This window comes from Enterococcus sp. AZ020, from assembly GCF_050499205.1.
GTDB classification, from domain to species: domain Bacteria; phylum Bacillota; class Bacilli; order Lactobacillales; family Enterococcaceae; genus Enterococcus_L; species Enterococcus_L dunnyi.
On the sequence record NZ_JBIPAT010000001.1, the window covers coordinates 3,440,121 to 3,454,232 of the forward strand.

Sequence of the window (14,112 nt, forward strand, 5' to 3'; positions counted from 1 at the left end):
TCACACCCTTTTCATCCTGCTTATTGTATCAAAAATAAACAAAAAAAAGAAGCTTGTTTTCTCACTCAGCTTCTTTTTCTAATTTTTTCGCTAACTTTCTAAATGGGATCGTATTAGAAACATCATTGATCGAATACGATTCTAGTAAATTAACATTTTTTCTAAACTCGTTTGCTTCTATTGAAGATATCTTATCACATAATTCATATTCATCGATCACTTTTCGTTCTTCTTGATACCCAATCAATAGCTCTTTGACATAATTTGATTGAGAATGAACAATAAAGGAATCGATAAATGTTCCATCTTCTAAACGCTGTGCTAATTGCAGGCGGCTATCAATGAAGAAACGGATGATTTCATCGTCATAAACACCTTTTAAATTATCCAAACTCTTTAAAATAACTTCCGTATTTTGTAAGAAAACTTGTCGGACATTTTCTAATTCTTCTGATTGCAGCTCTCGTCTGTCTTCTTCATTTTTACGTGCAAAAAGAAAATTTGGATGAACGAAAAAAGCAACGATTTGCCGGACGAACAACAGCCAAAAACCAATAATTGAAAGAAGCTGTCGCGCAATGGAGCGTTCCATTCTAGAAATCAGACGGGCATAAAGGCGATAGCCGTCAACGCCAATTTCTTTTTGACGAAAACTTTCTTCCAATCCATCACGCTCAATAGAAACGATCAAGGCCCGCAGTTCCTGGACTTCTTGTTTCTGATCAGAAGGCAGTTGACTGGTATACAGTTCTTTTAAGCGGTCTTGGTAATTCTCAATGACCACGTTCATTTCTACATGCGGATCTTCTTTGTTGATAACTTTCAGTTTTTCAATCACTTCTTGCAACAAGGTGATTCCTTGAGGATTTATCTCCTCTACTTCTTCTGAATCTGTCAGAAAAGGTAATACTAAGATCCCCCCAACTAGTGTAACTAAAATGACACAGGCCGTTATGAATAATAGTAAGGAACGTTCTTCAAACGTTTGTCCATTGATCGTGATCGGTAAAATAAAAATAGTGGCTAGACTGACGGTTCCTTTTACACCGCCAAACGTTAAAATCAACATTTCATTCATAGATTGCCAAAGATTTTTGATTCCTTTTTTTACACTATAAATCAAGACGATCGAAAGGAAGCGCGCAACAAATAACGTTACACTCAAAAGTAAAATGACCAGCATCAAAAAGCTGTTTGAATAGGTCTCGCTATTCCAAATCGGTGAAAATACTTGAGATAACTCGATCCCAAGAAATAAAAAGACTAATGCATTCAATGTAAATGTGATCGTGCCCCAGGTAGTCTCAGACACACTAGAAAGTTCTGCTTCAAATAACGATACTTTTTTGAAAGTCGCAGCTTGCATGACCCCAGCGACTACCGCAGCAATAATTCCTGAAACATTGAATAATTCTGCTACCATATAAGCTAAAAATGGCAGTAATAATTCTAATAATAAATACCCAGTTACATCTCTTGCTGATGCTTTTTCTAATATCATAACTATTTGTCTTTTGATCATCACTAAAATCGCACCAACGACAGCACCGCCAATACTTGAAACAATCAACATGATTCCTGCATCTGCTGCAGAAAATGAGCCTGTAAGCAACGCAGCCAATGCAAATTGAAAGGCAGTAACGCCGGACGCGTCATTGATCAATCCTTCACCTTCAAGAATGTGCATCGCTTTTTCCGGAATTTGAATTTTCCCTGATAACGAACCAACTGCCACGGCATCCGTAGGTCCTAACGCTGCTCCCAAAGCAAAACACGCTGCAATCGGCAACGCTGGTAGAATTATATGTAAGGCCCAGCCAACACTGATCAGTGTGATCAGCACACCGAAGAATGCTAAAAACAAGATCACACTAAAATTTTTCAGTGTAGATGAAATATCATTTCTCTCACCTTCTCGAAATAACAAAGGTGCAATGATCATTACTAAAAATATTTCTGGTTCAAATACGATTTCATGCCCGATCTCAGTGATTCCGATCAGTACACCCACGATGATCTGTACGATCGGCAACGGAATGATCGGAAAGATCCGGTTAAAGACATTAGAAAAAGTAATAGCAAAAGCAAATACAATAATTAAATAGACAAACTCCATCTTGTATCCCCCTTTGACTAATGGTTTTATTGATCGATTTGTTTTCCTAAATAACGAAGTAATTTCTCTTTTTTACAGCTGATTTTTTTCTCGATCAAGCCTAGTTCTTTTTCTCTATCACAAAGTTCCAGTTGTGCACGTCGAGCTTCCAAACGAAGCAAATCAGATTTAATGTGCTCAATCTTCTTATAGTTCAGGAAATTTTTCTTCTTAATATGGCGCTCCAGCTCTGCTTTTTTCTCAGGCGGCAACGCTTTATATTTTTCACGTAATTCAGCAAGCCGCTCTTCTATTTCTTTATGCACAATGATACTTCCTTTCAGAATTTCTCTGACACATTATAGCAAACTGTTCGGAAAATACCTATCAAAATTGATCATTATTTTGAAAAGGAAAGTTCTTTTACTCTTTTCTCTTAATAATTTAATAAAAGTGAAAACGACGTACCTTATTGCATACGCGATTTCACCTTTACTTGGCTATTACTTATTGATTTTCATCAACAAGTATGTTGATTTCTGCGTCTTCATTCAATCGCCCAGAGAGAAAGGTCAGCAATTCTTCTAATGGAATAGAAAATTTCAACATCGGACCTCTCCTGTCATCTTTGAAATAATTCAACCAAATTTCTTCTTCTTTTAACAACAAAGCCATCTTGTTGATCTCATGATACTCTATCCCTTTACGGTCAAAAGGTCCTAAGATCAAGCGATCATCTGAAAAGCCTTTTGCATCTAATAAGAAGCTTAAGACAAGTAAAATCACAAGAAAACTGCGAATCCGCTGATCAAGAGTTTGTTCAACACTTAAAGCCAAAAATAAAATCAGCAAACTGACTATACTGATAAGAACATAAATAATTTTTTTCTTCACACTTTTGATCAGAATACTTTTTCTGACTAAAAACAAATAAACGTATAAAAGTACGACAAAAATGAAAAGTATTACAGTGAAAAAGTCGATAATCAAATCAAGCTCCTTTTTGATGAATAACCGCCTACATCAGAGACTATTCTTTATTATTTAATTCTGTTAATTTTTGATTGATTTTTTTTATTCTATCTTTACATGCGAGTATATCGCGGATCATCTGGTCTCTCTCGTCTCCAAGGGGCAAACGGTTGATCACCTGGTAATACGCAGCGAGCAGTTGAACCTGCTTCATTTTTTCTTTCTGTAACCGCTCTTCATTTAGATTCATCCACTCGCCTCCTTTTCTTTAAGTATACCTTACTTTTAAAGAAAAATGACTATCGAACCGTTATTTTTATTAAAAAATAGGATCTGTCTTCTATTTTAACATACTATTCATTATCTGTTGAATTATATGAAAAACATAGGATAAAGTAAAACGATCGATCCGTCTTACTTCATCCTATGTCACCTATTATTATTGAGCTGAGATACATAAACCAATTGCTTTTTCACCTAAATGTGTCCCAATAACAGGACCAAAATGACCGATTTCAATAATTGCATCAGGATATTGTTTTGCAAGCTTTGCTTTTTCTTCTTCAGCGACTGCCAAATTATTTGCATGGATCACATATAATTTTACTGGACGATCAATTTCTTTATCACGCATACCGATAATTTTTTCCGCTCGAGCAAAAGCTTTCTTAGTCGAACGGATTTTTTCAAACAGGATTATTTTCCCTTCTTCGAAGGTCAAAATCGGTTTGATTTTCAATAAACCGGCAATCAGTGCTGCTCCATTTGTCAAACGTCCGCCACGAACTAGATTATTTAGATCATCAACGATCAGATAAGCGTAAGTATTATCTCTAATAATATCCAATCGTGCAAAGATCTCTTCTAGGCTAGCGCCTTCTTGAACTAAATCAAGTGCGACCTCTACCATATGGCCCATCGGCACACTTGTGATCTTAGAATCATAAGGATAAAGAGTGATTCCTTTCACTGCATCTGTCAAAGAAAACAATGTATTGACAAAACCAGAAATTCCAGCAGAAAGATGAATACTGATGATCGTATCGTAGCCTTTTTCTGCAATCTTTTCATACAAATCGATGACTTCTCCTAAAGCTGGCTGAGACGTCGTTGGGAATTCTTTACTGCTATTCAATAAGCTGTAATATTCATCTGCTTCAATGTCGATTCCTTCGTTATATATTTTACCGTCCAAAATGACTGGGATCGGTATTACAAACAAATCAGGTGAATTCTTAATTCGCTCAGGTAAATAAGCGGTACTATCTGTCACAATAGCGATTTTCATTCTGTAACCTCGTTTCACTAATTTTACACGATATTATAAATATAGCATAGATTACCTGATATTTAAATAAAATAGTTATTGATCAAGAAAATTTTGTACAGCTGCACGGTTCATATCTGGATCGATTTGAAGCACGCTGCCAGCGTAATCGTAATCGACGTTCTGCCAAGAATTTTCCACTGGAACTGTTAATCTTTCGATGCCACTGCCGCCTTTTAAAAGAAGAGACGGACCATTTTTGATCATAAAACTAGTTGGAACATCGGTTGACATATATCCTACTAAACGGCCAAGCGATTCTGGTGTACGCAATAATGCTAATGGATTTTTCAACTGTCCCATCACTGCCGTCATCACTTGTTGTTGACGACGAACTCGGCCAAAGTCACCTTCTTCATCCATTCTAAAGCGTGAATATTGTAATAATGTATGCCCGTCCATCTTCTGACTGCCTTTAGCAATATCGACACCATCTAAATTCAAATCTTTTTCTGCATCTATTTTGACACCGCTAGGAAACATCGAGTCAACGATTTTTTCAAATGATTGAAAATCGACTTTTGCATAGTAATTACATTGGATATTAAAGTTTTCGGCTAAGGTTTGGCGAACTAACTCTGCACCACCTAAAGCGTAAGAAGCATTGATTTTATTATCATCATAGCCTGGAATATCAACAAAGGTGTCACGCATGAAAGAAACCAACTTAGGTTTTTTAGAAGGTCCATCTAGCTGCAGAACCATGATCGTATCTGCACGACCGCTATCTTCTCCCCGTGTATCACTTCCTAAAATCAAAATATTGTGAGCACCATTGGAGCTTTTCACTCCATTAAATGTTTCAAGTTCTTCTTTGGGAAGAGAAGTATCATTTTCAGCATAAGACTTACCTTTGAAAAAGAAGCCAACAGCTAATACGATCAATAATAGCAATACAAGTAAAATTCTCTTCGGCCAACTAAACCTTTTTTTCTTTTTTGGTTTTTTAGGCGACTTTTCTTTTTTAAAAAAACGTTTCTTTCCATTCGGTTGATCCATAGGTTCATTTGAACGTGATTCTATTTCCGGTTCTTTAAATGACTCGGACTCCTTGTAGGATGCTTCATCACTGGAATTTTTTTCTTTTCTTGGATTGAATGATTTTTTCTCTTCAATTGGTTTTGCTTTTTCATGGATATGTTTATAACGATCCACTCGGCTCATCATTTCCACCTCACTTAAATATTACAACACTAACAAGCATACCTTATTTTACACTAAAAGCCTAATGCTTCGTTAAAATTTTAACAAAAAAATAAAAAGACCTTTGCAGATCTTTTATACACCTTCTATCAAATGAACATTATAGTTACCGAATACTTTGACCGTTCCACCCATTAAACGCAGTTCCTCAAGTGCATAGTCAATCAATGATCGTGGTTGCTGGATATTGATATCGATAAGAAAGAAATACTCCCCCAAGGTTGTTTTTAAAGGTCTAGATTCGATTTTACTCAGATCGATCTCTCGCCAACTAAATACGGAAAGTGCTTTATGCAGTGCACCCGGCATATTATTCGGCATCGTCACAGCAATAGTCATCTTTTGGTTTTCGACAGCCAACGGCAAATGAACATCTTCAGCACCCAAGATCCAAAAACGTGTCTGATTACTTGCTACATCTTGAATGTTTTCCCCAACAACAGCAAGTTCATAAGTTTCTGCAGACTTTTTCGGTGCGATCGCCGCCATTTTTTGCTCCGGATGGTCAGCCACAAAACTCGCAGCATAAGCGGTTGAAGGTGTTGCTTCTAATCGAGCATTCGGAAAATACATCCGGATAAATTCTTGTGATTGAGCTAACGCCTGCGGGTGAGACAAAATCCGTGTTGTTTGCTGCCAATCGTGTTGGTTTGATTTAGTGACCATAAATTGTTGATAGATCGGCAGAACGATTTCACCGCCAACTGGAATCGTCGTTTGATGAAACAGATAATCTACTGTTGTATTGACAGAGCCCTCGATCGTATTCTCGATTGGTACAACGCCAAGATCGACTTCGCCAAATTCGACCCCTTTGATACAGGCTGGAATTGAATGAAAAGGAACCAATTCTTCTTGTGGAAAAGCTGTTTTTGCTGCATTATGTGTAAAAGAAGCTTCTGGTCCTAAAAAACCCACTCTCATTTGCTCACCTACTTATATTTTTTCTAGAATCTCTTGAACAATGCTTTCTGGTGTTCGATCACTTGTTGGAATGATCAGACTTGCGCTTTCTTCATAAAAAGGAATCCGTGGTTCAAAAATTTCTTGGATCTCCTCCGCTGTTTTTGATAAGATCAAAGGCCGTACATTTTCCTGATCTTCTTTTAACCGGGAAAGAAAAGTTTCTGGTTCTGTTTTTAGATAAATGACTGGCGCCAATTGTTTCAATAATTGGCGGTTTTCTGGCTTTAAAACAATACCGCCACCAGTAGAAATGATTTGTTCATGATCGATATAACGTTTCAATAATTTTGTTTCTTGATCTCTAAAGGCTTTTTCTCCATAAAGGCCAAAATACTCCTGAATCGTCATTCCCAGTTCGATAACTAACTGTTCATCGAAATCGACGTGCTGCATTCCTGTTTTTTCAGCTAACAATTTTCCGACGGTCGTTTTTCCTGACCCCATGAATCCTATTAAAATGATACCTTTCATTTATATCACCGCCTATTGATACAACTTGTTTAAATCATCGAAAAAGGCTGGATAAGAAACGGAAATGGCTTCTGCTTTTTCAAGTTCAACAGTACCAGATTTAACTAAAAGCGCTGCGATCTGTAACATCATCCCGATTCGGTGATCCCCGTAACTAGTCACTTTTGCCCCATGTAACGGTGTCTTTCCATGGATGATCAATCCATCATCAGTAGGTTCGATCGAAGCCCCCATTTTGTTCAATTCTGTTGCTACAGCATCAATCCTATTTGTTTCTTTGACTTTTAATTCTTCCGCATCGCGAATGATCGTTGTTCCTTGTGCCTGTGTTGCTAAAAGAGCAATAACCGGTAATTCATCGATCAAACGAGGAATGATTTCTCCACCGATCTCGATCCCTTTTAAATCGCTTGTTTCAATAATCAGTTTGCCCGCTTTGTTTTCTTTATTACCAGTTTCTTCTACGGTTAGTTTACCACCCATTTGTTCAATGACCTCAAGAATACCCGTCCGAGTTGGATTCAATCCGACATTATTCAAAATGATTCGGCTATTTTCAATGATGGAGCCTGCAACAAGGAAAAAAGCAGCGGATGAAATATCTCCTGGGACATTTATCTCTTGACCAGTCAGTTTTTGCGGTCCTTTAATGCGAATTTCTTTGCCTGAAATTGCAATCTCACCGCCAAATTGACGAATCATATCCTCAGTGTGATCTCGCGTCTTTTCTTTTTCAATGATTACTGACTCACCTTGCGCCTGCAGTGCTGCAAATAAAATAGCTGACTTGACTTGTGCACTAGCAACCGGCATTTGATAATGAATGGGTTTCAATGTTCTTGTGCCTTTGATCGTCAACGGTGGAAACTCTGTACCATCATGTCCAGAACATTCTGCTCCCATTTGATTGATAGGGAGCATCACTCGATTCATCGGACGCTTAGCTATGGAGTGATCACCGAATAATTCCGTACTGAAATCTGTTCCAGCTAAAATTCCGGTGATCAAGCGGATCGTTGTTCCAGAATTTCCTACATCGATTGCTTTTTTTGCTTGGGTCAAACCGGAAATTCCCTTTCCATGAACGGTAATTGTTTCACCATCATCTTCAATCGAAACACCAAGATTTTGAAAGGCTTTTAGTGTACTTAAGCAATCATCACCACGCAGAAAATTCTTGATCGTTGTTTTCCCATTTGCAATCGCTCCGAACATAATACTTCTGTGAGAAATTGATTTATCGCTAGGTATATCGATTTCTCCATTCAATCCAATCTGGTTCACTACTAGTTCCAAAATATCCCTCCTTGATTTAACTATTTTTCATACTTATTTTTCATAACATAAATAATTTGTTTGTTTTTCTATATACTCTTTGGCTGCTTCTACATCTTTTTGTCGTTTAAACGTCAATTGTAGAATACCATAAATATCTTCTCGTGTTTCAAGAATTTTTAAATTGATCAATGACAGTTCCGCTTTTCCTAGTAAGCCCGTGATTTCAGCAATCACACCTGGAACATCCGGTACATCTACAAACAGATCATGGAATGCCGGAATCGCCCCTTCTTTATGGACAGGCAGCTGGTTTCTCGTTTCTTTTGCCTCAAAGAAAAATTGAAAGATAGCTTCAGAATTTTCAGAAGCGATCCAGTCAGCCACTTGTGTCATTTCCTTTTGCCAAAGATGCATCAAGTCCAACAGCGCTTCTTTATTACTTAATAAAATGTCTGTCCACATTTGCGGATCTGATGAAGCAATTCTCGTAATATCTCTGAAACCACCTGCAGCTAATTGCTTAGACCGAGGGTGTTCTTCATTAAATTGCTTACTTTGGTTCACTAAACCTGCAGCAATAATATGTGGAAGATGACTAAGCATCCCTGTGATTTGATCATGTTCTTCTGCTGTTAAAACAACAAATTTTGCTCTGGTTCCCTGCAGTAATTCCTGCAATTGTCGAACATTCTTTGCATTTGTTTGATCTGAGTTTGTGAGGATATAATAGGCATTCTCAAATAAATCTTCATCAGCTGCTGTTACTCCGGACTTGTGTGAACCAGCCATTGGATGACCGCCAATAAAAGAATCTAGTCCTAATGATCGGGCTTTAGCTACGATTTCTTTTTTTGTACTGCCGACATCTGTGATCACCACACCGCTTTTAAGTTCTGTACTACTTAAAATTTCTAGTTGTGTTAAAGTACTTTTGACTGGGGTACATAAAAAAATTATATCCGCTTTGGCAGCTGCTTTTTTTAATGAATCCGCTTCTTGATCGATGATCTGCCTTTTCAAAGCAAAAGCCACCGAAGTTTCTTCCTTGTCTAAACCAATGATCGTTACTGAAGGATGTATTTTTTTGATACACAATGCTATAGAACTGCCAATCAATCCTAATCCAACAATTACTACTCTTTTTTTCATATCGTGTCACTCTCCACTTATTTTTTGATCAAAACGATTGAGTATAACGACGATATGCTGAAACCTCTTCTTTCATTTGTTCAAAGGCATCACTGCCAAATTTTTCAAGCATTGCTTGAGCAACTTCTGTTGCAACGACAGCTTCACAAACAACACTGGCAGCTGGGACAGCGGTGCTATCAGAGCGTTCCACACTTGCTTTGTATGGCTCTTTCGTGTCGATATTGACACTTTGTAATGGTTTGTAGAGCGTTGGGATCGGCTTCATCACCCCTCTAACAATAATCGGCATACCGTTGGTCATTCCGCCTTCAAAACCGCCCAAATTATTTGATGTCCGAGTATATCCAGTTTGTTTATCCCAAACGATTTCATCCATGACTTGACTCCCCGGACGATTGCCCATTTCAAAACCGATACCAAATTCAACACCCTTAAAAGCATTGATACTCGTAACAGCTTGAGCAATTTTAGCATCTAGTTTTCGGTCCCATTGGACATAACTTCCTAAACCAATCGGCACTCCGCCAACAATGACTTCAACAACTCCACCGATCGTATCTCCGTTTTTCTTAGTTTGATCGATCAAGTTTCGCATTTTTTCTTCAACCTCAGGATCTAACACTCGAACATCTGAGTGTTCGGAGCGCTCACGGATTTCAGAAACAGTCAGATGTTCCGGGATTTCAGCTCTGATCCCGCCCAAAACAGCCACATGACCAGCTACCTCGATATCCAGCTCTTTCAACAACTTTTTGGCGACAGCACCGATCGCGACACGCATCGTTGTTTCACGCGCTGAGGAACGCTCTAAAACATTTCTAAGATCGTCATGTTGATATTTGATTCCGCCAACTAAATCTGCATGTCCTGGTCTTGGTTTGTTGACACGACGAATTTTCTTTTCTTTTTCAGTCACTTCTTCAATAGACATAACTGAGGTCCAGTTCTTCCAATCTTTATTTTCAACGACTAGCGTCACTGGCGATCCCAGTGTTTTGCCATGTCGAATACCAGATGTGATTTTCACTTGATCTTTTTCGATCAACATTCTGCCGCCGCGCCCATATCCGCCTTGTCTTCGTGCCAATTCAAAATTGATATCTTCAGGTGATAAAGGCATACCGGCTGGCAAACCTTCAATGATTGCTGTCAATTCTGGTCCATGAGATTCTCCTGCAGTAATAAAACGCATATCTATTCCTCCCTAGTCTAAATAACTCTTCATTTCTTCAATCGGCATACGAACGATCTTAGCTTCGCCAATTGATTCTAATAAAATAATATTGATTTTCCCGCCGCGTGTTTTTTTGTCATGCGTCAATGCATTATACAGTGCTTGTTTGTCCCAATTTTTAGATGAAGTAGGCAAATGAAATTTTTGAATCATTTGGCTCAATTGTTCCGTTGTCCCTACAGGTGTCAACCCTTTTTGCTCTGCTATACGAGTAATTTGAAGCATCCCGATAGCTACTCCTTCTCCATGAGTCAACTTACCATAACCAGCTGTATTTTCCAATGCATGACCAATCGTGTGTCCAAAGTTTAGCAACAGTCGTACACCGTTATCAAGCTCATCTTCCTCTACAACTTTTCTCTTGATCTTACAGCAAGCTGCAATAATTTCAGTTGCATGGGCTAATAAGTCGTGTTCATCTTTTAAAGCAGCTAATTGCTGCCAAAGTTGTTTATCAGCAATTGCCGCAGATTTGATGATTTCAGCGATTCCTTCTTGAACGCGACGGACTTCCAATGTATTCAAGGTGTCTGGATCGATCAAAACGCCATCTGGCTGAGCAAATGTTCCAACTAGATTTTTTGCTTTAGATGTATTGACTGCTGTTTTGCCGCCGATACTGCTGTCAACTTGAGCCAACAAAGTAGTCGGCACTTGTAAAAAGTGCAGTCCGCGCATATAAGTCGATGCTACAAATCCGGCTAAATCACCGACCACACCTCCACCTAAGGCAATGATCCCATCACTTCTAGTTAAACCTTCCTCTGCTAAAAAGTCATATAGCTCAGCAGCGACTTTTAACGACTTGCGTTGCTCTCCAGCTTCTATAACAAACGTTGCTGCTTCAAATCCGGCATTCTTCAAACTTGTCTCAACCTGAGCTCCATATAAAGGCTGAACATTCGTATCAGTTATGATAACAACCTTTTGTGGAGACCAAATAGTCGCAGCCCATGAACCTATTTCAGTCAACAAGCCCTTTTCAATCGTCAAATCATAGGAATGATTTGGTAAGGTTACAGTCAATTTCATTTTCGTTCAACTCCTGTATTTGATTGGAAGAATGACCGTCTTGGAACATTCTGCCTTCTTTTTTTGGATTAGTCTAATGCATTGATTTCCTTCATCGCTTTTTCCATGATATGCACTTCTTTCATCATACGCATGTATGTTTTTTCATTTAGCGATTGTGGACCATCTGACCAAGCATTGACTGGATCTGGATGGATTTCAACGATCAAACCATCAGCACCAGCTGCAACACCTGCACGAGCCATTGGCGGAACGAGATCCCAAATACCTACCCCATGACTAGGATCGACGATGATCGGAAAATGGCTCAATTTTTTGATCAGCGGCACCGCACTTAAATCTAACGTATTTCGTGTAGCTGTTTCGTATGTCCGAATCCCACGTTCAATGAAAATCACATTAAAGTTACCTTGCGCTGCGATGTATTCAGCAGCATTCAACCACTCATCAATTGTACCAGATATCCCGCGCTTCAGACCAATCGGTTTTCCTGTTTTCCCAACTGCTTCTAACAGCTTAAAGTTTTGCATATTTCTGGCACCGATCTGTAAGATATCACTGTATTCAGCTACCATATCGATATGCGCTTCATCCATTACTTCTGTGATGACTTTCATGTCTAGTTCATCTGCTGCTTGACGAATGTATTTTAGCCCTTCTTCCTCCAAGCCTTGGAATGCGTATGGAGATGTTCTTGGTTTAAAAGCACCTCCGCGCAAAATAGTCGCGCCGCCAGCTTTAGCGATTCTAGCACATTCACGGATTTGATCCAGCCCTTCAATCGAGCAAGGACCAGCCATCATTGTCATGCTTCCGTCACCGATTTTTACCCCATCTACATCGACTATTGTATTTTCTGGGTGAAACTCACGACTTGTCAGTTTGTAGGTCAAAGAAATTCTTACCGCATTTTCTACTCCATCATAGCTGTTAAACGCTACATCTTGCATTTTACGTGTATCTCCGACCAATCCAATGATCGTTTGTTCTTTTCCTTCGCTTAAATGGACCTCAAGTCCTTCTTTTTTTACGCGTTCAATCACTGATTTAATTTGTGCTTTCGTTGCTTCTGATTTCATGATTACGATCATTCTAATTCTCTCCTCTAGTTTCGTTCTTTTTATATATTCTCAATAATGGGTTTAACTAGTTCAATAGGTAATTCTTGTCCAGTCCATATTTTAAATGCTTCTGCTCCTTGATAAAGCAGCATTCCCAAGCCATTTGCAGTGTTTGCACCACGTAATCGTGCTTGCTTTAAAAATTCAGTTTCTCTTGGTGTATAAATAGCATCATAGACTGCTAAATCGGATGGGATAACTGAAAAATCTTGAATAGGCGTCGTTTTTTCTAATGGTTTCATCCCAACAGAAGTTGTGTTTAACAGTAAAATACTTTCTTCGATATCTTTAGCTAAAGCTTGTTCGTCAGCCAAGTCATTTAAAATAATACTGCAACCCGTCTGTTCAGCGATGGCTTTTAACTTCAATTGAGCTTTTTCGTATGAAGGGCTTTTGCGATTGTATACGGCAATTTCATTCACTCCATCCAGGGCTGCTTGTGCTATGATAGCCGCTGCCGCTCCGCCTGCTCCGAGAATGGTTATTTTCTGACCAATAATATTGACATTCATATCTGTTAGGCTTTTTAAAAAGCCGATACCGTCCGTATTGTGGCCAATTAGTCGACCATTGTCATTTTTGATCGTATTGATCGCCCCGATCAATCGGGCCGACTCACTTAACTCATCCATGTAATCAACCGCTAAAATTTTATTCGGCATCGATAAATTGGCACCTAGCATATCTAAGTTTTTGATTGAATCGATCGCCCTTTCAAGACTACTTGTCCCAACATCAAAAGCTAGATATACAGCATCGATCCCTAATGCCTGAAATGCTGTATTATGGATCATTGGCGAAACACTATGTCGAGCCGGTGTGGCAAATAGTGCAGTCAACCTCGTATTTCCTGTAATTTTATTGCCCAACTCATCTCCTCCTCTAACAATCTTTTCAACAAAAAAAGGGTTCACGTAAATTTTCAGAAAAATCTACAGTGAACACCTTGCAAAAAAATAGGTAAAATAAAAGCCACTATAGATTTCTCATCTACGCGGCTGAAAGTCATCTCAAAATTCCCTAGCCATCATAGATACAAACACGTCTGTTTGCATCCACAATGTTCATGAACACAAACTCATCTAAAATAGCTAAAGTAATAATTATTCAGTTGTAATTGGTTATGCTTCATGCTTGTCATATGAATCACTCCGTAACTGATTTATTTAAGAATTGTTCTTAGTATATACTTCAAATTTACAAGTGTCAACAATTTTTTTCGGGCATGTTTAAAACTGTCGTTCATTTTATCTGAATTTTC

General features: G+C 38.5%; 14 protein-coding genes. All 14 read right to left on the reverse strand.

The window, feature by feature from the left end; all coding sequences use genetic code 11:
• Positions 1–61: 61 nt before the first annotated feature.
• The 14 genes from IGI58_RS16430 to aroE all read right to left on the reverse strand — a co-directional run bounded on the left by IGI58_RS16430 (position 62) and on the right by aroE (position 13,720).
• Complete coding sequence (locus IGI58_RS16430) at positions 62–2,116, reverse strand: cation:proton antiporter (protein WP_087640064.1); 2,055 nt, start codon at positions 2,114–2,116, stop codon at positions 62–64.
• A gap of 26 nt (positions 2,117–2,142) precedes the next feature.
• Entirely contained in the window at positions 2,143–2,421 is a 279-nt protein-coding gene (locus IGI58_RS16435) for a hypothetical protein (protein WP_087640063.1), read from the reverse strand.
• Positions 2,422–2,602: 181 nt separating this feature from the next.
• Positions 2,603–3,085, reverse strand: coding sequence for a hypothetical protein (locus IGI58_RS16440; protein ID WP_429956339.1), 483 nt, complete (start codon positions 3,083–3,085; stop codon positions 2,603–2,605).
• 40 nt (positions 3,086–3,125) lie between these two features.
• Positions 3,126–3,317, reverse strand: coding sequence for a hypothetical protein (locus IGI58_RS16445; protein ID WP_087640061.1), 192 nt, complete (start codon positions 3,315–3,317; stop codon positions 3,126–3,128).
• A gap of 189 nt (positions 3,318–3,506) precedes the next feature.
• On the reverse strand, positions 3,507–4,355 hold the full coding sequence (locus IGI58_RS16450; protein WP_429952562.1) for a DegV family protein: 849 nt from the start codon (positions 4,353–4,355) through the stop codon (positions 3,507–3,509).
• 75 nt (positions 4,356–4,430) lie between these two features.
• The gene (locus IGI58_RS16455; protein ID WP_429952561.1) at positions 4,431–5,558 is read right to left on the reverse strand and encodes an LCP family protein; all 1,128 of its coding nucleotides are present in this window, start codon (positions 5,556–5,558) and stop codon (positions 4,431–4,433) included.
• Positions 5,559–5,672: 114 nt separating this feature from the next.
• Complete coding sequence (gene pheA / locus IGI58_RS16460) at positions 5,673–6,521, reverse strand: prephenate dehydratase (protein ID WP_429952560.1); 849 nt, start codon at positions 6,519–6,521, stop codon at positions 5,673–5,675.
• A gap of 12 nt (positions 6,522–6,533) precedes the next feature.
• Positions 6,534–7,034, reverse strand: a complete 501-nt coding sequence (locus IGI58_RS16465; RefSeq protein WP_429952559.1) for a shikimate kinase — start codon at positions 7,032–7,034, stop codon at positions 6,534–6,536.
• A 12-nt stretch (positions 7,035–7,046) separates the two neighbouring features.
• Entirely contained in the window at positions 7,047–8,330 is a 1,284-nt protein-coding gene (gene aroA / locus IGI58_RS16470) for a 3-phosphoshikimate 1-carboxyvinyltransferase (protein WP_429952558.1), read from the reverse strand.
• 33 nt (positions 8,331–8,363) lie between these two features.
• Positions 8,364–9,461 carry a prephenate dehydrogenase gene (locus IGI58_RS16475; protein WP_429952557.1) on the reverse strand — a complete coding sequence of 366 codons (1,098 nt, stop codon included), beginning with the start codon at positions 9,459–9,461 and terminating at the stop codon, positions 8,364–8,366.
• Between the two features lie 28 nt (positions 9,462–9,489).
• Positions 9,490–10,656, reverse strand: coding sequence for a chorismate synthase (gene aroC / locus IGI58_RS16480; protein WP_429952556.1), 1,167 nt, complete (start codon positions 10,654–10,656; stop codon positions 9,490–9,492).
• Between the two features lie 12 nt (positions 10,657–10,668).
• Positions 10,669–11,730: a 3-dehydroquinate synthase gene (gene aroB / locus IGI58_RS16485; RefSeq protein ID WP_429952555.1), complete on the reverse strand. Its 1,062-nt coding sequence runs from the start codon at positions 11,728–11,730 to the stop codon at positions 10,669–10,671.
• Between the two features lie 68 nt (positions 11,731–11,798).
• A complete protein-coding gene (gene aroF / locus IGI58_RS16490) occupies positions 11,799–12,821 on the reverse strand; it encodes a 3-deoxy-7-phosphoheptulonate synthase (RefSeq protein ID WP_087640052.1) in 1,023 nt (340 codons plus the stop codon).
• A gap of 29 nt (positions 12,822–12,850) precedes the next feature.
• Entirely contained in the window at positions 12,851–13,720 is an 870-nt protein-coding gene (aroE, locus tag IGI58_RS16495; RefSeq protein ID WP_429952554.1) for a shikimate dehydrogenase, read from the reverse strand.
• Positions 13,721–14,112 lie beyond the last annotated feature (392 nt).